General features: G+C 59.5%; 17 protein-coding genes, 1 tRNA gene and 1 pseudogene. 7 read left to right on the forward strand and 12 right to left on the reverse strand.

The window, feature by feature from the left end:
• Positions 1-113: 113 nt before the first annotated feature.
• Positions 114-693 (forward strand): annotated as a pseudogene (locus CLU92_RS15745) (IS30 family transposase); the annotation flags it as partial.
• A gap of 101 nt (positions 694-794) precedes the next feature.
• Here the strand turns inward: CLU92_RS15745 and CLU92_RS15750 are convergent.
• Positions 795-1,595 carry an HNH endonuclease signature motif containing protein gene (locus tag CLU92_RS15750; RefSeq protein ID WP_101482654.1) on the reverse strand — a complete coding sequence of 267 codons (801 nt, stop codon included), beginning with the start codon at positions 1,593-1,595 and terminating at the stop codon, positions 795-797.
• Between the two features lie 402 nt (positions 1,596-1,997).
• Between CLU92_RS15750 and CLU92_RS15760 the strand changes: the two genes are divergently transcribed.
• Positions 1,998-3,338 (forward strand): DUF4145 domain-containing protein, encoded by a 1,341-nt coding sequence (locus CLU92_RS15760; protein WP_101482656.1) that lies wholly within the window; start codon positions 1,998-2,000, stop codon positions 3,336-3,338.
• A 380-nt stretch (positions 3,339-3,718) separates the two neighbouring features.
• Positions 3,719-4,881 (forward strand): IS3 family transposase gene (locus CLU92_RS15765; RefSeq protein ID WP_101484714.1). Its coding sequence is split into 2 segments (ribosomal slippage): positions 3,719-3,974 and positions 3,974-4,881, totalling 1,164 coding nucleotides; the frame shifts between segments, so codons are not numbered across the junction.
• A 398-nt stretch (positions 4,882-5,279) separates the two neighbouring features.
• Here CLU92_RS15765 and CLU92_RS15775 read toward each other — a convergent pair.
• The 7 genes from CLU92_RS15775 to ybiB all read right to left on the reverse strand — a co-directional run bounded on the left by CLU92_RS15775 (position 5,280) and on the right by ybiB (position 13,530).
• A tRNA-Ile gene (locus tag CLU92_RS15775) sits at positions 5,280-5,358 on the reverse strand.
• Between the two features lie 108 nt (positions 5,359-5,466).
• Positions 5,467-7,707 (reverse strand): RNA polymerase sigma factor RpoD, encoded by a 2,241-nt coding sequence (rpoD, locus tag CLU92_RS15780; RefSeq protein WP_101482658.1) that lies wholly within the window; start codon positions 7,705-7,707, stop codon positions 5,467-5,469.
• A gap of 464 nt (positions 7,708-8,171) precedes the next feature.
• The gene (gene dnaG / locus CLU92_RS15785) at positions 8,172-9,968 is read right to left on the reverse strand and encodes a DNA primase (protein WP_101482659.1); all 1,797 of its coding nucleotides are present in this window, start codon (positions 9,966-9,968) and stop codon (positions 8,172-8,174) included.
• A gap of 129 nt (positions 9,969-10,097) precedes the next feature.
• Entirely contained in the window at positions 10,098-10,550 is a 453-nt protein-coding gene (locus CLU92_RS15790; protein WP_034746974.1) for a GatB/YqeY domain-containing protein, read from the reverse strand.
• A gap of 320 nt (positions 10,551-10,870) precedes the next feature.
• Complete coding sequence (rpsU, locus tag CLU92_RS15795) at positions 10,871-11,083, reverse strand: 30S ribosomal protein S21 (RefSeq protein WP_008451879.1); 213 nt, start codon at positions 11,081-11,083, stop codon at positions 10,871-10,873.
• 183 nt (positions 11,084-11,266) lie between these two features.
• Positions 11,267-12,481 carry an NAD(P)/FAD-dependent oxidoreductase gene (locus CLU92_RS15800; RefSeq protein WP_101482660.1) on the reverse strand — a complete coding sequence of 405 codons (1,215 nt, stop codon included), beginning with the start codon at positions 12,479-12,481 and terminating at the stop codon, positions 11,267-11,269.
• A gap of 56 nt (positions 12,482-12,537) precedes the next feature.
• Entirely contained in the window at positions 12,538-13,530 is a 993-nt protein-coding gene (gene ybiB / locus CLU92_RS15805; protein WP_101482661.1) for a DNA-binding protein YbiB, read from the reverse strand.
• Positions 13,531-13,687: 157 nt separating this feature from the next.
• Here ybiB and CLU92_RS15810 point away from each other — a divergent pair, with 157 nt between their 5' ends.
• The gene (locus CLU92_RS15810) at positions 13,688-14,365 is read left to right on the forward strand and encodes a hypothetical protein (RefSeq protein ID WP_101482662.1); all 678 of its coding nucleotides are present in this window, start codon (positions 13,688-13,690) and stop codon (positions 14,363-14,365) included.
• 150 nt (positions 14,366-14,515) lie between these two features.
• Entirely contained in the window at positions 14,516-15,577 is a 1,062-nt protein-coding gene (locus tag CLU92_RS15815) for a 3-deoxy-7-phosphoheptulonate synthase (RefSeq protein ID WP_101482663.1), read from the forward strand.
• A gap of 83 nt (positions 15,578-15,660) precedes the next feature.
• On the opposite strand, the gene CLU92_RS15820 is transcribed toward CLU92_RS15815, so the two are convergent.
• Positions 15,661-16,068, reverse strand: a complete 408-nt coding sequence (locus CLU92_RS15820; protein ID WP_101482664.1) for a nitrite reductase (NAD(P)H) small subunit — start codon at positions 16,066-16,068, stop codon at positions 15,661-15,663.
• A gap of 210 nt (positions 16,069-16,278) precedes the next feature.
• Between CLU92_RS15820 and tsaD the strand changes: the two genes are divergently transcribed.
• Positions 16,279-17,319 (forward strand): tRNA (adenosine(37)-N6)-threonylcarbamoyltransferase complex transferase subunit TsaD, encoded by a 1,041-nt coding sequence (gene tsaD, locus CLU92_RS15825; protein ID WP_101482665.1) that lies wholly within the window; start codon positions 16,279-16,281, stop codon positions 17,317-17,319.
• On the opposite strand, the gene eutC is transcribed toward tsaD, so the two are convergent.
• Positions 17,320-18,108 (reverse strand): ethanolamine ammonia-lyase subunit EutC, encoded by a 789-nt coding sequence (gene eutC, locus CLU92_RS15830; RefSeq protein WP_101482666.1) that lies wholly within the window; start codon positions 18,106-18,108, stop codon positions 17,320-17,322. It lies immediately after the preceding gene.
• Between the two features lie 83 nt (positions 18,109-18,191).
• Between eutC and CLU92_RS15835 the strand changes: the two genes are divergently transcribed.
• Positions 18,192-19,127, forward strand: coding sequence for a hypothetical protein (locus CLU92_RS15835; protein WP_101482667.1), 936 nt, complete (start codon positions 18,192-18,194; stop codon positions 19,125-19,127).
• Here CLU92_RS15835 and CLU92_RS15840 read toward each other — a convergent pair whose 3' ends face one another.
• Both CLU92_RS15840 and CLU92_RS15845 read right to left on the reverse strand, forming a co-directional pair.
• The gene (locus tag CLU92_RS15840; protein WP_101482668.1) at positions 19,128-20,372 is read right to left on the reverse strand and encodes a RimK family alpha-L-glutamate ligase; all 1,245 of its coding nucleotides are present in this window, start codon (positions 20,370-20,372) and stop codon (positions 19,128-19,130) included.
• Between the two features lie 13 nt (positions 20,373-20,385).
• Positions 20,386-21,828 (reverse strand): aspartate aminotransferase family protein, encoded by a 1,443-nt coding sequence (locus CLU92_RS15845; protein WP_101482669.1) that lies wholly within the window; start codon positions 21,826-21,828, stop codon positions 20,386-20,388.
• Positions 21,829-21,830 lie beyond the last annotated feature (2 nt).

Raw genomic sequence — 21,830 nt, forward strand, 5'->3', positions numbered from 1 at the left:
CGCGCCATGACAGACATCCGTTCCTCCAGAAGTGACGCCATTCGGGCATCCGGGAACCTTCGTCCACCGCCCGACCTGTTAACCTACCGAACCAAGCCGTGATGGATCGAAATCGTCTACCACGCAGTCGGGGCGCCGACCGGCGAGGCCAGATCCCAGATATGCAGAGCATTCATATCCGGCCTCCAGAGGTCGAGAATCGGCTCATCCCTGGCCACTGGGAGGGCGACCTAATCAAAGGCGCCGGCAACCGCTCATCGGTCGGCACGCTCGTCGAACGCGTTACCAGCTTCGTGGTGCTCGCCAAAATGGACAATGCCACCACCAAGGCCGTCGTCGATAGCTTCTCAGCCGTGTTCAATCGCGAGCCGGCCGCGATGCGCAAGACCATGACTTACGACCAGGGCCGCGAGATGCACGGCCACAAAATTCTCACCGAGCATACCGGTGTCCAGATCTATTTCGCTGACCCGCACAGCCCTTGGCAGCGCGGCTCAAATGAGAACACCAATGGACTGTTGCGCCAGTACATGCCCAAGGGCTCGGACTGTCGATATACTCACAGGACGAGCTCGACGCCATCGCCTTGTCGCTCATACGCGCCCCAGTGCCAGGCTAAATTATCAATCGCCGCTCGTCGTTTATACTCACCACATCAAGCTACTACGACATCCCACTGACACTGTTAATTAACCCAGTGTTGCGTTTAATATTTGAAACCGCCCAAGGTTAATTGTTAAATTTTCAGATAAACGGTAAAGCAATAGAATAAATGAAATATTTAAAGAAAATATTTATTTACTGACGGCACGTTTCTTGTTGCGTGCTTTAATGTTGTCAGAATAACGGCTTAAATTAGCCGAGTTGATGGTCGGCTCTTTAATCCAAGTTGCTCTATCTTTTTTAAAAAGGTATTCGTAAGACAAAGGCACAGGGTACATCGTAAATTTCCCCACTTCATTGACTGTCAAAATATGTTTATCAAAAAGTCTGTGAAGGTCTACCCGAAGAACGATACCGTTTTCCCATCTATCGTTGCCGTCATTCTTGACTTCAAATATGTGTGCAGCTTCAAGAAGTTTTTTGTCCGTTTCGCCAGTTACAAGACATTTTGCGTCAGTTCCAAAGATGAGATTTCGAAATTTAGCATCACGAACTTTGACTTTCACTTTTTTGTAATCACGTGTGGCAGTGGAAGAGCCGCATGGGAAGTTGTACCCTTTCTTCGGGTTGTCTACATGAAACCAAGTGCATATCCACTTTGGTTTTCCGTTCTCTTCTTCCTGTTGATAGCTGGCCGTCCCTAACTCGCCGTCTGCTTCACGCAGTTCTCCATCCTCGTCAACCCAGTTCCCCTTGTCCTTGTAGGTGAGGCTAAACCCTTTCGGTGTCTTTTCCAAGACTGACTCATAGACGACGTCACGGTGTGCAGCAACTAGGTATTCGGTGGTCTTGATCGTGACTGTCGCACCAGGCGTGTGAGCCTTCAAGGCTTCCTCGATTTCGTCCATGTCCAGCGTTTCTTGACCTGAATTCCAAGTCACGATGAGAGTGTGCGGAACTGTGGGATTTTGACTTGCAGGTGTAGATTTCATAGGTAGGTTCGTCCCTTGGCAAAGGTGCTCTGCGGTAAAATTGTAGCTTACAGGGAGATCAATATGACGACGTACAATTTTGCGTGGCCTTCTGCGGGAATGCACTCTCAATACTGCCAGCGTGTTGAGGCGTCGATGGCCATCTCGCTTGACCAGGTAGGGACGCCGCTCATGTTGTGCCACGAGGGGCCGGCAGAGGTGAGCTTTGCTTTTGGCATGCCTATGGCGCGAAGTCTCAGGGCTGTTCTTGTCTGTTCTTGTGGAATACCTCGTGCGACGATGGATGGACAGGGCAGTGAGCCTGACAACTGGCTTGTTACAGAAATCGCCAACGCTTAAATTTGGCACTGGCGCCTTCAAATATCCCCCCCCTCCCCCAAAGACTCCTGAGCGATCACAAGTATGAATTCTCCAATTACTACCGATTTGGATTTAGCAAACCGAATTTCTAAGTCCATTGGCAGAGCCTACAAAGAGGCGGTTGAGTTCAGCAAAGTTCTTCCATCCCATGCGCTGGTCAGGTTTAGAGACATCCTGGAAGAGGTTTGTGAAAAGCTGGCTGCGGCTGAAGGGGTTGTCTTGGTCAAGGCTCCTATCATTCAGTCGATCAAGACTCTGTTTGACGCGTCTGCGATTTCGTTCGGGCTCAAGGACAGACTTCACAAAATACGGTCACTGTGCAATACCGGGGCGCACCAGGTGCGTGCGGCCGGCGACCAAGCAACGAAAGAGGACTTGCAACTGCATCATGGGGGCCTTGTAGAGAACGCGGCTGAAGTTCGTTCGCTCATTTTGTTTGTGTTTGAGTACTTGGACAACAAGTCTCACGTTCGTCAAGGAAAGATTGAGTATCAACGGGTGACGATTGAATCGCAGGAGTGGAAGGACGTGCTCTACGCTGCGACCGTTGAAGCAAATCCAGACATGCAGTACAAGGCGGGTCTCTGGTGTGAGGCTGAGATTGATCGACGACTCATTTCAAATAAGTATCCTATCGTCTCGGATGAATTCGCTGCGCAACAGGTCTTGTTGGAACGATTAGCGGCAACCTTTTTCAGATCGGCCTTTGAGTTTGTGCCTAATGTCGACGCAAGTTTTCGATATGCAAGCTTCGTCAACAAAGGAATAATTGATGGAGACAAAACGAAGGAAGCTCTCGCACTTATTGAAGCGGCGGCTAACTTAGGTCACGGTGAAGCATGTCAGTTGTATGGCGGCATTCTTTACGACGACGATGCCAATTACGTGAAAGCTTTAAAGTACTTTTTGCTGGCTGAACAGAACAACGATTCTAGAGCTTACTTCTGTTTGTGGTCTTACTACACACAAGGTAAAGCTTGTGAACCTCAAGTTGAGAAGGCTCTTGAGTATGTCAAGAAAGGGGTTGAACTTCACTGTCGTGACTCCCTGTATGCTCTTGGCCGTGCTTACTTTGAAGGTGATTTCGTGCCTAAAGATGTGGAAAAAGCAAAGGAACTACTTCAAAGATCGGCTGACCTTGGCAATGGTCAAGCTTTAGGATTCAAGAAAATCTATGTTGATATAGGCATAAATAAGCTAGTTAATGATATCCAGGAATATGCACTGGAGGTTCTTAGACGAATACCAGCGGCACAAAAAGTGATTGTTCGTCCCATCGATACATACGACCCTTGCCCATGCAGTTCAGGAAAAAAATTTAAGTTTTGCTGCATGCAAAAGAAATCAGCAGAACATAAACGTGAACATATCCGTTACTTTTAACTAAATTTAACGACATGTTAGCGGTGGATAAAGAACTGCCCGTTCGTCTGCCATGATGATGTTTCTACTCTAATAAAGCCAAGTAACCATTCCCATGAATCAACCTAGTTCGTGAATGCCATGAACAAGGCCATGCTGAAAAAAGTAGAGCCACAAGAACCTGAACGAAGCTGGGATAGCCGAACTTCTACGCGGCGGCGACATGCGGAATCGCTGTACGCGGTGGTCGAAGCGTCGATTCGACCCCTTCCCGCCCAGTGCCGAGAAGATTGAGCAGGGTACATGGGATCCTGCGCGATTCGAACTTGCGCCGGCGTGTAGTGGTTTAATGTACCCGGACACTGATTTAGGCGAGAATGCTCGCCATGGAGAGGTGTTTGATGAGCAAGCAAAGACGTACGTTTTCCCCTGAGTTCAAACGGCAGGCGGCATGCCTGGTACTGGATCAAGGATATAGCCATACAGAGGCAAGCCGGTCGGTCGGCATCGGCGAATCAGTGCTGCGCCGCTGGGTGCAGCAGCTTCAGTTGGAGCGGCAAGGCATCACGCCACAGAGTAAGGCAATGACGCCTGATCAGCAGCGAATACAGGAACTCGAAGCACGCATTGAGCGTCTCGAGCGGGAGAAGTCCATTTTAAAAAAGGCTACCGCGCTCTTGATGTCGGAAGGGATAGAACGTACGAGGTAATCGATCAGATTTGTGGTGACGAATCAATCGAGTTGATCTGCGCGGTGTTCGACATGGCGCGGTCATGCCTGTATGCACATCGGGAGCGCGTCCGCCACATTGATGTTGAGCGCATGGCATTGCGTAGCCGCGTGCACGAGCTGTTTGTCGAGAGTCGCAGTTCGGCGGGAAGTCGCAGCATCATGGGCATGATGCGCGAGGAAGGCACGGCAATTGGCCGTTTTAAAGTCAGTCGTTTGATGGAGGAGTTGGGACTGGTCTGCAAACAGCCTGGCAGCCATGCCTATAAGCAGGCTACGGTGGAGCGGGTCGATATTCCAAACCACCTCAATCGTGAATTCACAGTCGAGGCGCCAAATCAGGTCTGGTGCGGGGACATCACCTATGCCTGGGCGCAAGGCCGATGGTATTACTTGGCAGTGGTGTTGGATTTGTTCGCTCGCCGAGCGGTGGGCTGGGCATTCTCGCTACGACCCGACGCCGACCTTGTTGTGCAAGCACTGGAAATGGCTTACGAGCAGCGAGGTCGACCACAGGGGCTGCTGTTTCATTCGGATCAAGGTAGCCAGTACGCCAGTCGAAAATTCCGTCAGCGCTTGTGGCGCTATCGGATACGACAGAGTATGAGCCGTCGGGGAAATTGTTGGGATAACTCCCCGATGGAACGGCTGTTCCGCAGCTTCAAAACTGAATGGCTGCCGTCAACTGGTTACCTGACGGCACAGGAAGCGCAACGGGACATCAGCCATTACCTGATGCACCGGTATAACTGGATACGGCCACATCAGTTTAATCACAGATTGGCACCGGCCGTCGCCGAAGAAAAACTTAACGAAGTGTCCGGGATGGGTTGACCACTACAGTGCAGCCCCTGCCAAGCGCCGTGTGCGCAAAGGTAACAAGGTACAAATCACCCATACGCTAAAGGAGAATACGCTTGATAGGCTAGATCAGCTGGCAAAGAAGGAGGGGCAAACACGCGCAGGAACGATCAACTACGCCATAGCACAATTGTTAGAAAATGGTATTCACCTCAAGGGGGAGGAGTGACAGGGCTTAACAAATAGAATCGTAGAAAAACCTACAACATTCGCTAACTCCAAATACTTGGAAAGAAAGTTAGTTGCTATCTCTGCATGAGCATAACTGGACTGACATCAGGCGATAGAGCAGGAAAACCTACACAGCGCCTACACAAAAACCCAAGACAAGAAAAAAGGACTTAGGTTTTCACCTAAGTCCTTGATTTAATTGGTGGGCCTCCCGTGAGTCGAACACGGCACCAACGGATTATGAGTCCGCTGCTCTAACCAAGCATGAGCTAGAGGCCCGGGGACTGCGGCGTGGCGGCGCTGTTGATGCCCGCCTCGCGCGGCCGTTTTGGAAACGGACACGCGAGGATAGGGGTATCAGGGGCGCACGTCAAGCCCTATTGGCTTCTAGTTGCCTTCCAAGAAGCTTTTCAGCTTGTCGGAGCGCGATGGGTGGCGCAGCTTGCGCAGCGCCTTGGCTTCGATCTGGCGGATGCGCTCGCGCGTCACGTCAAATTGCTTGCCCACTTCTTCCAGCGTGTGGTCGGTGGACATCTCGATACCGAAACGCATGCGCAGCACTTTCGCTTCGCGTGGCGTCAGGGAATCGAGCACGTCCTTGACCACGCCGCGCATGGACGCGTGCAGGGCTGCGTCGGCCGGTGCCAGGGTGTTGTTGTCCTCGATGAAGTCGCCCAGGTGGGAATCGTCGTCGTCGCCAATCGGCGTTTCCATCGAGATCGGTTCCTTGGCGATTTTCATGATCTTGCGGATCTTGTCCTCGGGCATCTCCATCTTGATCGCCAGGGTGGCCGGATCGGGCTCTGCGCCCGTTTCCTGCAGGATCTGGCGGGAAATCCGGTTCATCTTGTTGATCGTCTCGATCATGTGCACGGGAATACGGATCGTGCGCGCCTGGTCGGCGATCGAGCGCGTGATGGCCTGGCGGATCCACCAGGTCGCATAGGTCGAGAACTTGTAGCCACGGCGGTACTCGAACTTGTCGACGGCCTTCATCAGGCCAATATTGCCTTCCTGGATCAAGTCGAGGAATTGCAGGCCGCGGTTCGTATACTTCTTGGCGATCGAAATGACCAGGCGCAAGTTGGCCTCCGTCATTTCACGCTTGGCCTTGCGCGCCTTCATTTCACCGGCCGCCATCTGGCGGTTGATGTTGCGCAAGTCCGGCAGCGGCAATACGACGCGCGCCTGCAGGTCGATCAGACGCTGCTGCAGTTCCTTGACGGTCGGAATGTTGCGGCCCAGGATGGCGCTGTATGCGTGTCCTGCGTTGACTTCGCCATCGACCCAGTCCAGGTTGGTTTCATTGCCTGGGAAGACCTTGATGAAGTGGGCGCGCGGCATGCCGCAGCGGTTCACGGCCACGTCGAGAATCTGCTTCTCGATATGGCGCACTTCATCGACCTGGCCGCGCAGGGTGTCGCACAGCTTTTCCACCACCTTGGCCGTGAAGCGGATGCCCAGCAATTCTTGCGAAATGGCTTCCTGTGCCTTGGCGTAAGGCTTGGAGTTGTAGCCTTCTTTCTCGAAGGCGCGGCGCATCTTGTCGAATTGCTGCGAAATGACGGCAAATTTTTCCAGCGCCGTGCGTTTCAGCGTTTCCAGCTGCTCGGCCGAGAAGCCGGCCGCGCCGGAAGCGCTCGCCTCTTCCTCTTCCTCGACTTCCTCTTCTTCCGCTTCGCCCTCTTCCTCGTCTTCTTCGACGGGAGCGGCCACGACAGGAGCGGTGGCAACCGGCTCGTTTTCATCGACGAGGCCGTCGACGATTTCGTCGATCTTGATCTCTTCGTTGGCGATGCGGTCGGCGGCGGCGATGATTTCGGCGATCGTCACGGGACAGGCCGAAATGGCCTGGATCATGTCTTTCAAGCCATCTTCGATACGCTTGGCAATCTCGATCTCGCCTTCACGCGTCAGCAACTCGACCGAGCCCATCTCGCGCATATACATGCGCACGGGGTCGGTGGTACGGCCGAAATCGGAGTCGACGGTCGACAATGCGGCCTCGGCCGCGGCTTCCGCCTCATCGTCGCTGGTGACAACGGCAACGTTATCGGACAACAACAAGGTTTCCGCATCGGGCGCGTGCTCGTAGACGGCGATGCCCATGTCATTGAAGGTACCGATGATGCCTTCGATGGCTTCCGGATCGACGATATTTTCGGGCAAGTGATCGTTGATTTCCGCATAGGTGAGGAAACCGCGTTCCTTGCCGAACTTGATCAGGGTCTTGAGTTTCTGGCGCCGACGCTCGAGTTCTTCCTCGCTCGCTTCCGTGTCGGACGAGAACGCGTCCTTCAACAGCGCGCGCTCCTTCGCCTTGCGGTCTTTGGCCTTGGCCTTGTCGACGGCTTTCAGTTCGGCCCGCTCGACGGCGTTCAGGGCGGCGACTTCATCATTTTCTGGCTGGAATTCTTTTGGCTTACGGCCGCGGCGGCCTGGCACTTTTACCGACGGCAAGACATAGCCGGACGTATCGATGGCCGCCAGTGTGGCGGCGTCGGTGGTCTGGCTGACCACGGGCGCGCTGGTGATGCGCGCTTCTGGCCGGTCGAGCGCCTTTTCGGCTTTCGTGGTAACTTTAGTGGGCTTTACAGCCGCTTTGGATTCGGGTTTCTTGATTGGCACAGGCGCTTTCGATTACACAACGACTTGCTTTACGGTGGATTAGGATAAAGTTTGCTGCCAGTTCCCTGTCTACCTGCGGGAACCACCATCTTCGAACCTGCCGACAACGCAAATTCGACACTGTTACGTTACTTACACCTCATCGGCCACGATCCGCGGGAAGCGCAGCAATTCCTGTCCACCGGCTGTTGCCAGCCGCCTCGGCAAAAATTCCTGCATCGACCGCGTTGGGAGCGAGAGCCTGGCGCGGCTTGCCAGCGTCCGCGAGCCTTGCCCGCAACGCTGAAAACGCCAGTTGGCCCTGGCTGCCGACACGATCCACCGCGCCGATCAAGAGCCTAACTTACTGAAAACAAATACTATTTACGAAACAGAACTAGCTTGCCAAAGCACACAATACTTAGCATTTAATTATAGCACGCGAAAAATGTTTTTCCAGTGCGCGCCATACCCCCAGAGCAAGATTAGCGATTCAATAACTCGGCATCGCGCTCACGCTCCAGATCGCCTTGCTCCTGCATGATTTCGCGGTAGCGTACACCAATTTTCTCCGATGGCAAACCCGACGCAAACAATTGCTGCAATTCCGCCTTCAAGGCATTCAACTTGATCTCGCGGATGGTGCTCACCAGCCACGACAATTCGCTGTCGTAATCGGATTCCGTGCCGGCCGCGATCTCGCCGATGATCTCGTCATATTCGCTGCCCAACTCCTTCAACTGCTGCGCCAAGGCGGCGAAACTGCCATGCTCGCCCAGCGCCTGGCCCACGGCCACCAGCTGCCCCAGGCTGTGGGCTGCGTCCGGTCCCAGGTGCTGGAAGGCGGTCAGGGCCGCTTCGTCGATGCGCATGGTCAAGGGCGGATGCGCCACCAGCATGCGCATGATCTTCAATTCCAGCCCTACTGGAACGGGGCGACCCGATTTCGGCGGCGCGCGTCGCGCCACTGCAACGGGCTTGGCCAGCTCGAACAGGGCTTCGATCTCGGCCGGGGTGGACTGCGTCAGCTGCGCAAGTCCCCGCACGATCTGCAGGCGCAAGGACGACGGCGCCATCAGCTGCAACAGGGGCTTCGCGTCGAACTGCACGCGGGCGCGCCCTTCCGGCTCGGACAGATCATGCTCGCCCGACACTTCTTTCAGCAAAAATTGCGACAGCGGCATGGCTTCATGCACTTGTTGCTCAAAACCTTCGGCGCCAAATTCGCGGATATAGCTGTCCGGATCATGTTCTGATGGCAAGAACAGGAATTTGATCGTTTTATTGTCCGACACATGGGCCAGGCTGGCCTCCAGCGCGCGGCGGGCGGCGCGGCGGCCTGCCTTGTCGCCGTCGAAACTGAAAATCACGTTATCGGTCTGGCGCAGCAGTTTTTGCACGTGGGTGGGTGTGCACGCCGTGCCCAGGGTGGCCACCGCCTGCGGGAAACCCATCTGCGCCAGCGCCACCACGTCCATATAGCCTTCGGTCACCAGCACGTAGCCGGCGTCGCGGATGGCCTGGCGCGCCTCGAACAAGCCATATAGTTCGAAACCCTTGGAAAACAAGGGGGTTTCCGGCGAGTTCAGGTATTTCGGTTCGCCATGGTCGAGGACACGGCCGCCAAAGGCGATAACCTGGCCTTTGGTATTGCGAATCGGAAACATGATGCGTTCGCGGAATCGGTCGTAACGCTTGCGGTTATTCCCCTCTTCATCGACCTTGTCGATCACGAGACCGGCCTCGGCCAGGGCTACCACGTCGTAATCGGGGAAGACGGAGCGTAAATTATCCCAGCCGCCGGGCGCAAAACCCATGCCGAAGCGAGCGGCCACTTCCCCCGTCAAGCCCCGGTTCTTCAGGTAAGCGATGGCTTCGGGCGCGTGGCGCAACTGGCCACGGTAATAGTCGCAGGCCTGCGTCATGGCATCGGACAGGGCCATGCTTTGCGCCTGGATCTGGGCGCGCTGGGCCGGCGGAATCTTGTCATCCGCTTCCGGCACGACCATACCCACATTCTGCGCCAGGTCCTTGACGGCATCGACAAAGCCCATGCCCGAGTACTCGATCAGGAAGCCGATCGAGGTGCCATGCGCGCCACAGCCGAAGCAGTGATAGAACTGCTTGGTGGGGCTGACGGTAAAGCTGGGCGATTTTTCACTGTGGAACGGGCACAAGCCCATGAAATTGGCACCACCTTTTTTCAGCTGCACATAGCGGCCCACGACATCGACGATATCGACACGGTTGAGCAAATCGGAAATGAAGGATTGAGGTATCACTGGCTAGGGCGGGTCTTGTTATAGGTCAAACTATACTACCGCACGTGGCCTGAGGTTGAGCCAGGTCAACGTGTGGGCGATTGAGCGGCTGCCAGCATGGGCCGGCAGCCGATTACTACTATTGTATGCTTACGCTGCTGGCGTCAAGGCTTTCTTGACCAGCGCGGACACCACGGTCATATCGGCGCGGCCCGCCAGCTTCGGCTTGACGATGGCCATCACCTTGCCCATGTCTTGCGGACCGGCGGCGCCCGAGGCGGCCACGGCGGCAGCCACTTCGGCCGCCACTTCTTCGTCCGACAGACCGGCAGGCATATAGCCCGTCAGGTGCACCAGCTCGGCTTTTTCGATGTCGGCCAGGTCGGCACGGCCACCGGCTTCGAACTGGGTGATCGAATCCTTGCGCTGCTTGATCATCTTTTCCACGATGGCCGTCACATGTGCATCCGTCAATTCGATGCGCTCGTCGACTTCCTTGCGCTTGATTTCCGCCAGCAACAGGCGAATCGTGCCCAGCTTGCCCGCTTCCTTGGCGCGCATGGCGTTTTTCATGTCTTCGGTAATTTGTTCTTTCAAGCTCATGGCAATCCTCGTGTTGGTAAGTTGGGCTCGATGCTCGTGCGCGCAGACTAAGAGCACCTAACATAAGCTACTGCGCGTCGCGATTTGCGGCCTCCGATGCTCACTGCGCATTCGCACAGCTGCGCTTCTCAGCCGCAACTCACTGCCGCTCGCTACGGTTCTGTTAGGCGTTCCAAGCAGGCGGCCACAAAAGCGAAAACCCGCTGCGGCGAACCGGAGCGGGTATGCGACTCATCTGAAGTATCACTCCAGGCGAATCAAAACAAAACCCGTGGCGAACAATGCGCCGAACTACCCGGGTTGGTTCTGACTGAACAGTCTTAGAATAATTTTTTCGGCAGTTGTTGGCTGCGGATGCGTTTGTAATGACGCTTTACAGCAGCTGCCAGCTTGCGCTTGCGCTCAGCTGTTGGCTTTTCGTAGAATTCGCGTGCGCGCAATTCGGTCAGCAGACCCGTTTTTTCGATGGTGCGTTTGAAGCGACGCATTGCGACTTCGAACGGCTCGTTTTCTTTAAGGCGAATAGTGGTCATGTAAAATTCAAACCGTTGAGGTGGTGTATAGGAAGAGATAGATAGTAGCAGCTTTTATTCGGAAAGGGAAGCCCCTCCCCCACTTGCGTGCGGCATGCAGCCTGCGGTCGCTGCCGGAATGTGGCGTAAACCACGCACCGGGGCCGGCGCACCGGGCGCCAACACCCAATACTACAGAGTTGCTTACTGCAAGGCAATACCTGCCGCCACGCCGGAAGCCCAGGCCCACTGGAAGTTGTAGCCGCCCAGCCAGCCCGTCACGTCGACCGCTTCGCCGATGAAGTACAGGCCCGGCACCTTGTTGGCCATCATGGTCTGCTGCGACAGCTCGCGCGTATCGATGCCGCCGCGTGTCACTTCGGCCTTGCGGTAGCCTTCGGAACCGTTCGGCACGATGGACCAGGCATTGATGGCCAGTCCCAGCTTGCGCAGCTGTGCGTCGGGCATGTCGGCGATGCGCGCGTCCGGCGCCAGGCCGTTGACGGCCAGCAGGCAGTCTGCCAGGCGCTGCGGCAGCCATTGCGCGACGATATTGCCCAGCTGCTTCTTCAGGGTGCCCTTGCCTTCGATGAGGGTCTGCGCCACGTCTACTTCCGGCAACAAGTTGATGACGATGGGCGTGCCCGGCAGCCAGTAGCTGGAAATCTGCAGGATCGCCGGGCCGGACAGGCCGCGGTGGGTGAACAGCAAATCTTCGCGGAAACGCGCACCTGTTGCCTTGCGGCCTTTCAGGCTGCCCGTTTCCACATCCACTTCCAGGGCAATGCCAGACAGTTCCGCGAACGGCGCCCAGCTGGCCGCATCGAACGTCAGCGGCACCAGGGCCGGACGCGGTTCGACCATCATCAAATCGAATTGTTTGGCGATGCGGTAGGCAAAATCCGTGGCGCCGATCTTCGGGATCGACGGGCCGCCCGTGGCAATGACGATGCTGGCCGTCTCGATGTCGCCGCTATCGGTCTGCAGCACGAAGCCGCCATCATCTTGCTGGACAACATTATCAATCTTGCACGGCATGCGCCAGTGCACGCCGCCAGCGGCGCACTCGTCTTTGAGCATGTCGATGATCTGCTCGGCCGATTCATTGCAGAATTGCTGGCCCTTGTGCTTCTCGTGGTAGCCGATGCGGTATTTTTTCACCAGCGCGAGGAAATCCTGCGGCGTGTAGCGCGACAGCGCGCTTTTGCAGAAATGCGGATTTTCCGAGAGGAAATTTTGTGGGGTGGCGTTAATGTTGGTGAAATTACAGCGCCCGCCACCCGAGATGCGGATCTTTTCGGCCAGCTTGGCTGCGTGATCGATCAATACCACGCGCTTGCCTTGCTGGGCGGCAACAGCCGCACACATCATGCCGGCCGCGCCCGCGCCGATCACTGCCACATCAAATTGTTTTGCCATAAGAATTCCGGTCACCGCTGATTACAAAGACGCCATTGTAAACTGCGGCGACGCAGCTAGCGCGGCCGTGCTGCAATCTGCCGCGATGCCATCAGGCATTGCCCCACCTGCTCGGCGATCGACGGCGGCACGGGCACCTCGCCGCGCAGCACGGCAGCGATCCAGGCAGCCGTGGTGGCCGCATCGCGCTCGGCCGGCAAATGCGGCAACTCTTCCACCAGCGCCTGCTTTTCCACCAGCACCGTGCGTTCAGCACCATGGAACCAGTCGATCTGCTGCGCCTTGTTGGCGTTGGCCACCGTCTCGCCTTCCGTACCGCGCATCAGGAAAGCGTCGCCGCGCGCAGGATCAGAGGCAGTCAGGAAATATTCACCGAGCATTTCCAGGTATTCCGGGTGCGTGTACGACACCAGGCGCAGGGCGGGCCCGGCGAAGGGCTGCATGATTTTCACCAGGGTATGCGTGGAATTGCGCACGCCCAGCACGCGCCGCAGCGACAGCATGTGTGCCAGGCGCGGTGCCAGTGACGCTATGGGCAGGAAGGCCGCTTCCCCGCGCGCCATGGCGGCCTCGGCTTGCGCATGATCCGGCGAGGCCGGCACGCCCAGCGCGGCCAGCACTTCGGCCGTGGTGATGCGGCCAGGGTCGCTGGTGACGCCATGCACGAGCACGGGTGCGCCCGCGCGCGCCAGCAGCAGCGCCAGCAAGGCCGTCAGATTGGCCATCTTGCGCGCGCCGTTGTAGCTGGGAATGATGATCGGAGCAAATTCACCTGCCGGCGCGGCAAGGGGTACGAACGACGCTTCAGCCGCGTCGAGGAAACCGGCGATCTCATCCACAGATTCGCCCTTGATGCGCATCGATAACAAAATGCCGCCCAGCTCCAGGTCCGACACGCGGCCCTCGAGCATGGCGCGGTAGAGGGCGCGGGCATCCATGCGCGTCATGCTGCGCGCGCCATTCTTGCCGCGTCCTATTTCTTTGATGAAACGTGCAGCGGGGAATGGCTCGCCGGCCACGTCAGTATGGGGTATGGAAACAGTCGTCATGGCGCCAGCTTACACGGATTTTTCCCCGTGCAGACGGGCTGGCGGATGGCTTAGGCGCCAATGCAACAGTCTTCCAAGCTATTTTTTTACGAATTTGCATCGCGTCTGCATCCGTACGCGCCGCCGCTACGTATAAGACTGCATGGGAGGACTCATCATGGAACACGCGATCAAACAGGAAACGGCCTTCGTCGGCATCGAAACGAGCAAGCTGCTGCTGAAAGCCGTGCTGCTCTCGGGCGGCGAAGTACTGTGCAAGGTGCTGGAAAACGACATGGCCGGCTACCGCTGGCTGCGCAGCTGGCTGCAAAGGAACGACGTCACCATCACGGGCTTGCGCGTCTGCATGCGCCTCGACATGCCGTACAGCGAGGTTCCTGCCCGCGTGCTGGCGGACATGGGCATGCTGGTCTGCGATGCCCAGCCCTCGCAACTGGAAGAATATATACGCGGCCAAGGCTTGCCCGAGGACGCGGGGCGCAGCGCCGTGGTGCTGGCCAACTACTGCGAGGACAGGCGCCCTGCGCACTGGACGCCGCCATCGCCCGCCTACGTGGAGCTGCGCCTGTGGCTGCGCCGCCTGCACGCCATCGAAGGCGTGCGCAAGCAGGAGTCGGCGCGCCTCGATGCCCATCTGCAGGCGGGCCAGCATGCGCTGCACGCCCTGTTGCGCCAGCAGGTTGCCTGCCTGGACGCGCAGATACGCCAGCATGAAACGGCGATACTCGAGCATGTGCGGCGCCATCCCGGCCTGCCCCGGCCACCCGAGCTGGCCGGCAACTACCAGCGCATCGCCCGCTACAGCTTTGGCGCCAGCCTGGCCGGCGGCCATTGAGCGCCCGGGAGCAAGGGGCCGGCGGCGTGCCGGCCCTGCCATAAAAACAACTCATGCATTCCCGTTTTGGCCCCATCCCCGCCGCCAGGCCGCATTTCCGCTACACTATTGCCTCTTAAAGAACGCAATAGCGAAAGCCGAGCCAGAATCATGAATACGCCAGACATCGAAAATATCAACGTCACCTCCTTCGCGCCCATGCCAACACCGGCAGAACTGCACGCCAAGCTGCCCCTGTCGGAGAGCGCCTTCGACACCGTCAGCCGCGGCCGCGAAGCGCTGCGCAACATCATCGACCGCAAGGACCAGCGTCTGTTCGTCGTCGTCGGTCCGTGCTCCATCCACGACCCCGTCGCCGGCCTCGATTACGCGCGCCGCCTGAAAGCGCTGCAAGAGGAAGTCAAAGATACGATGCTGCTGGTGATGCGCGTATATTTCGAAAAACCGCGTACCACCACGGGCTGGAAAGGCTATATCAACGACCCGTACATGGACGACTCGTTCAAGGTCAACGAAGGCATGGAAAAGGCGCGCCAGTTCCTGCTCGACGTGTGCGAACTGGGCCTGCCCACCGCCACCGAAGCGCTGGACCCCATCTCGCCGCAATACCTGGGCGACCTGATCGCCTGGACCGCCATCGGCGCACGCACCACGGAATCGCAGACGCACCGCGAAATGTCGTCCGGCCTGTCGACACCGGTGGGCTTCAAGAACGGTACCGATGGCGACATCAGCATCGCGGTGAACGCGATCTTGTCGTCGGCGCATCCGCACTCCTTCCTGGGCATTAACGCCGAAGGCAACGTCGCCATCGTGCGCACGCGCGGCAATGCGTATGGCCACGTGGTACTGCGCGGCGGCGACGGCCGCCCGAACTACGATTCGGTCTCGATCGCCATCGCCGAACAGGCACTGGCCAAGGCCAAGCTGCCGGCCAACCTGGTAGTCGACTGCTCGCATGCGAACAGCTATAAAAAACCGGAACTGCAACCGCTGGTGATGGCCGACGTGGTCAATCAGATCCGCCAGGGCAACCACTCGCTGGTGGGCGTGATGATCGAATCGAACATCGTCAGCGGCAACCAGAAGATTCCGCAAGACCTGTCGCAACTGACCTACGGCTGCTCCGTCACCGACGGCTGCATCGACTGGGATACGACGGCCACGATGCTGCGCGACGCGCATGCGCATCTGCTGAACCGTCCCAAGTAAGCAGCAAAGAGCCGGGGTCAGACCCCCGACCACGTTGGCGCTGACCCTTGCGCTAGCGGCATTGTGGGTCTGACCCCATATACCTATGCCATCTGCACATGCGGCAGCACGGCGTACGACCCGGCCAGTGCCTGTTCCGCCTTGCTGGCCGGGATATTCAGTTCATTGACGTCCAGGTAGATACGCCCGTCCATGATGCGCACGGCGTACAGGCGCGCCATGCCCTGCACGGGCGCCACCAGGCGGCCCGAATCGAGCTCGATGATCCAGCTGTTCTTCGGCCCCATCAGGTTTTTCTCCATCAGCACCCCGTGCGCCAGCGGGCCACCCAGGCAAGGCACCGTATCGAGCAGCGCGTACACCGTATCGTCAGCCGTGCGGAACAGCGCCACGCCCGGCAAATCCTGCCACGCAAGGCCCCGCTGCACCATGCGCGCACCCGCCAGCGGCATATCCTTCAGGCGGCAAATCATTTTCCATTGTTCTGGCATCGCGAACTCCCGTGAAAAAGGCACACGCTTGCCTAAGCAAAAGCGGTGCCAGTGCCGGCAAAGGCGCAAGTAGGGCGAAATACAAGGCAAAACGCCACTGCGGCGCACTGCGCAAGTGCACACTGCCGCCGAAATGGTGCGCCGGCCGCACGGTGGACTGCCCGGCTTTCCTTTACAATGGCGGATTACTCCTCCCTATTTAACACCTTCATGATTGTTCTTGGCGTCGAATCCTCCTGTGACGAAACCGGTCTGGCCTTGTACGACACGCAACGCGGCCTGCTGTCGCACGCCCTCTATTCGCAAGTAGCCATGCACGAGCAATATGGCGGCGTGGTGCCGGAACTGGCGTCGCGCGACCATATCCGCCGCGCCATCCCGCTGCTGGAAGAGACCTTGGCCAAGGCTGGCATCAGCCTGCCCGAAATCGACGCCATCGCCTACACGCAAGGCCCGGGTCTTGCCGGCGCGCTGCTGGTGGGTTCCTCCGTTGCCTGCAGCCTGGGCCTGGCCATCAACAAGCCGGTGCTCGGCATCCACCACCTGGAGGGCCATCTGCTGTCGCCGCTGCTGGCGTCCGAGCCGCCGGATTTCCCCTTCATCGCGCTGCTGGTGTCGGGCGGCCACACGCAGCTGATGCGCGTCGATGGCGTGGGCCAGTACACCATGCTGGGCGAAACACTCGATGATGCGGCCGGCGAGGCATTCGACAAGTCGGCCAAGCTGCTGGGCCTCGGTTATCCGGGCGGCCCCGCCATTTCGCGCCTGGCCGAATTCGGTGACCCGCTGGCGTATAAACTGCCGCGCCCGATGCTGCACTCGAAGGACTTCAATTTCAGTTTCTCCGGTTTGAAAACGGCCGTGCTGACGGTGGTGAAGAACCATGAAGAAAAAGTCATCGCGAATATCTGCGATCAGGACAAGGCGAATATCGCGCGCGGCTTCGTCGACGCCATCGTCGACGTGCTGACGGCCAAATGCGTGTCCGCCCTCAAGCACACGGGCTTGAAACGCCTGGTAATCGCCGGCGGCGTGGGCGCCAACGCACAGCTGCGCGCTTCGCTCAACGCGGCCGCCGCCAAGAAGCGCTTCAAGGTGTATTACCCGGAGCTGGAATTCTGTACCGATAACGGCGCCATGATCGCCTTCGCCGGCGCCATGCGCCTGCAAATCAATCCCGACGCCGCCAAGCACGATTATTCGTTCAATGTGCGCCCGCGCTGGCCGCTGGACGAAATCCGCGAAGTCTGATCACTCCAGCAGGAAGTTGCGCCCGCCCGCCAGGGCCGCGCCCTCTTCCACCGTTTCATCCTTCAAGTCCACGCCCGACAATTGCCGGCTGAATGCCTGCGACAGCAGGTAGTGCAGCCGGTACGCGGCCGGCGCATACGCCAGCCCCTCGGGGCGCACATTCGAGATGCAGTTGCGGCGCTCGTCCAGCAAGCCTACTTTTGGGGCCCACGTCAGGTACAGGCCCAGGCTGTCAGGGGAACTCAGGCCCGGCCGCTCGCCGATCAGCACCAGCACAGCCTTCGCTTGCAGCAATTGCCCCACCTCGTCGCCGATGGCCACCCGCCCCTGCGCCACGATATGCAGCGGCGACAGCGTCCACGCCTCCAGCGCCAGCCGTTCGCGCAAGGCGGCCAGAAATGGCGCCGCGTGGCGCTGCACGGCCAGCGCCGACAGGCCATCTGCCGCCACCAGCGCCAGGTCTACTCCCTTGGAGCCACCTACCAGCCGCGCGTGTGAAACGTCATCGAGCCGGCGCCCCAGGTCGGGCCGCTGCAGGTAGATGGCACGCGTGGCGGCGGCGCTATGCAGCTGCACGCAGTCTTGCCCTTGCGCGGCCAAGGCGCGTGCCAGTGCCTCGCCATCGAGCGCCAGATGCACGGCATCGCGCGCCTGGGCGTGGGCCAGCTGGAACGCCAGTTGCGCGCGGGTCGGCACGCTGACGCCGCAGCGTCCCAGCGCGATGCGCGCGACCGTATGCCGGCGCAAGGCTTGCCAGTCACTACCGACACCAATATCCGTTTTAGCCATACAGCCTCCCTGCAAGCGCGTATCCTTGCTACACTGCGCCGCAATTCCAGTTTATCACCGTCACTCACCACGCCAGGAACGCCATGATTGTTGCCGCCGATGCCGCGCAGTGGGACCAGCTGTACGATTTGCCTTTGCTCGAGCGCCTTGGGCCCGCCCAGGATGAAGTTATCGCCCATGTGGCGCAAGTCAATGCCTCCACCGGCGTCGCCGCGCAGCCCACTTCCAAGCAGGTAGACGCTGATTTCCATGCCGACGTGCGCGCGGCCATGGCCACCATGCCGGCCTCCGTGCAGGCGCTGCTCGACGGCGTGCTGCTGGGAGTGGGCTTTGCGCGACAGCTGGGTTCCTCGGCCATCAGCGACATCGTCGTCAGTAGCGAGGGCGTGATCCTGGGCGTAGTGGTGGCGCTCGACGTGGAAGCGTTCGAGGCGCGCACGGCCAATGCCTGGGCCACCTGGAAGGAGAACACGCCCTTCACGCCGCAAGATGGTTATCGCCTTGAAGCGCAGATCGCAGCACCCGAGGACGACAACCGCCAGCGCGCACTGCAATACTTGCTGCTGCACGAATTCGGCCATGTGCTGGCCGCCGGCCGGGGCTTGCTGCCCGAATGGTGGAACGCCGCGAAGGCCATGCGCAGTGCGCACGACTACCACTACCTGCCGCTGACCTGGCAGATCACGCCAGCACTGCAGGTCGTGCCCCTGCCAGGCAACGATTTCTCCCTGCGCGCAGACGTCGTGTATTACCAGGCGCCGCGCCTGGCCGCCAGCCAGATGCGCGACGCGTATGCGCAGCTGCAGGGCACGAACTTCGCCACCCTGTATGCGGCCACCAGCATGCATGAAGACTTTGCCGAATCTTTCGCCAGCTATGTGCACGCCGTCATGCTGGGCCAGCCCCAGCACATCCGCATTTTTCACAATAACGCCCTGCTGCTGCAGTTCGACGGCTACTGGAAAACAGAACGCAGCAAGGCCAAGCGCCGGCTGCTGAAGCAGTTATTGGGCAAGTGATCAGTTAGCGGCGCAATCACCGGCAGCTGCCCGCGCCAGCATGGCGCGAAACGCCATAAAGACCTTCTGCATGACCGGACGCTTGTACGGATACAGGGCTTCGGCATCCATGGCGTGTACGATCATGGCGTTGTCTGCTTCGAACACCAGCAATTCACCGTCACGCGTTTCAGCGCAATCGATGCCCAGATAAGGCATGCCCATGCGTGCATTGATGGCACACAAGGCAGCCGCATGACGCCGCGCAAATTCCTCGTCAAAATGCGCCATGCACCGGGCCTCCTCGGCGCGCTTGGCCGCGCTTTCCTCCATGCCCGCGTTCAGGTAATGAATCATCCAGTGCGAGGACACGGCGTAGTGGCAGATGTACGGCATGCCGTCGATCAGCACGATGCGGTACTTTCGGAACTGGCCATCCTCGCTGCGGTAGTCGACAAAGCGGGCGATGTAAAAGAGTGGTGCGTCGACGGCCTGCAGATAGGCGTGCAAGTCGCTGGCGTGCTCCATCTTTTCCAGGTCGTGGCCCGCGTGCGAACCGAGGGGCCGCACGATCAGGGGAAAGGCGTCGCCGGGCAGCACGGCATCGAGCGGCAATTCCCCCGCAGCTAGCGCCGCCAGCTCCGCGCGCGCGATGCGCACCGTGCGTGGCATGGCCACACCGGGAAAATCCTGCAGCTTCCCGCACAGGCCATCGCGCGAGGTATGTGCGATATGCTGGGGCAGGTTGATGACCGGGCGTGGCCAGTCCGCCACGAATTGCGCCAGCAGCGCCAGCAAGGGCTGGTTGGCGTCGGACTCGGCCACGCCCACCAGCAGCACGTCGTGATCCGGCACTTCTTCCGGCAAGGGGCCTTCCAGCGTCAGGTACAGCAGGTCGAGCGCCACGTCGGACTGCTCGACGAGAAACTCGATGGGCGTATTCGACATCAGGTCGCCTGGCCCCATCAGTACCAGCACGCGGATGCCAGGGCCAGATTGCGGCGCTTGCGCGGGCAGCGCATACAGCTGCTGCAAGTCGATCGCCTGCGCCTGCACGGCCAGCGCCATCTCGCGCTCGCCCTTCAATTGCAGCACGGTGGAAAAATCCAGGCAGGCGTGCGCGTCATCGGGATACGCTTGCGCGCGCGCCAGCAGCGCTTCGCCCAGCGGCGCCAGGTCTTCCTGCAGAAAGGCAAGGCGCATCAGGGGCGCCAGGCCGATCAGCGGCGCATATGGCGTGGCAGCGTGCAGCAGCAAATCGTTCATGTTGGCTTTCCTTTCAGGACAGGCGCGCGGCGCCGAAGCGCAGCACGCCCGCCAGCAGCGCATCGATATCCTCGGTGCGCGTACGGTGATTGACGATGGCGGCGCGGATGGCCAGCTGCCCGCCGATGGTGGTAGTCGATGGCGCCGCAATGCCAGACTCGTGCAAGTCGGCGACGATCTCGCCATTGAAGGCATCGCTGTCGCCGTCGGCGACGCCACGGTGGCGGAAGCAGACGATGTTCAGGGTCACGGGCGCCAGCAATTCCAGCTCCGGTGTGGCCGCTATCTGCTCGGCCAGGTAGCGCGCCAGCACGCAGGTGTGCGCGATGGCAGCGCCCATGCGTTCGGCGCCGTGTACCTTGAAAGTGAACCAGGTTTTCAGCGCACGGAAGCCACGCGACAGGTCGGGGCCGAAATCGCAGGGCCAGGGCGAGCCACCCGCCAGCCCACGCGTTTCGCGCCGCAGATAGGCCGCCGGAGCGGCAAACGCCGCCATATGCCGCGTGCCGTCACGCACCAGCAAAAAGCCCGCGTCATACGGCACTTGCCCCCACTTGTGAAAATCAAACGCCAGCGAGTCTGCCAGTTCAATGCCAGCCAGCAGGGGCGCTACCTGAGGCGACAGCATGCCCAGTGCCCCATAGGCGCCATCGACGTGGAACCACAGCTGTTCGTGCCTGGCCAATGCCGCCAGCGCCGATAAATCGTCGATGGCGCCCGTGTCCACGGTGCCGGCCGTGCCAGCGATAAAGAAGGGATGCAGGCCCGCCGCGCGGTCACGCGCGATGGTCTGCGCCAGGGCGGCGACGTCTATCTGCTGCCGCTCGTTGACGGCAATGCGGCGCAAGGCAGCCGTGCCCAGGCCGGACAGGTCCATCGCCTGCGCGATGCAGCCATGCGCGGCGGCCGAGGTGTACGCCACCAGCGGCGCGCCCTGCAAGCCATCCTGGCGGACCTCCATGCCCAGCGCCTGCGTGCGCGCCACCAGCACGCCCATCAAGTTGGCCATCGAGGTACCCGTGACGAACACGCCGCTGGCCGACTCGGGAAAGCCGAACAGTTCGGCCATCCAGCGGGTAATCTGGCGCTCCACTTCCACCGGCATCTGGTTGCGCCCGCCTACATTCGCATTCAGGCCGGCCGCCAGCATCTCGGCCAGCATGCCCACGGGCGTGCCGCCGCCATGCACCCAGCCCATGAAACCGGGATGCACATTGCCTACGGCGTAGGGCAGCACATCCTGCATGAAACTGGCGTGGGCCTCACCGAGCTCGCCCGGTGCGCGCGGTAACGGTTGCGCGAATGCCGCGCGGGCGCTGTCCGGCGCCGCCTGCCAAACAGGCCGCTGGCGAATTCGCTGTGCGTAGTCGAGCATGTCGTCGAGCATGCGATGGCTTTGCGCGCGAAACGCATCCCAGTCGTGCGGATCGAGGGAATCGGGGTCGGGTGGCAGCATGA

The sequence above is a fragment of the Janthinobacterium sp. 61 genome (assembly GCF_002846335.1).
Taxonomy (GTDB): Bacteria; Pseudomonadota; Gammaproteobacteria; order Burkholderiales; family Burkholderiaceae_D; genus Janthinobacterium.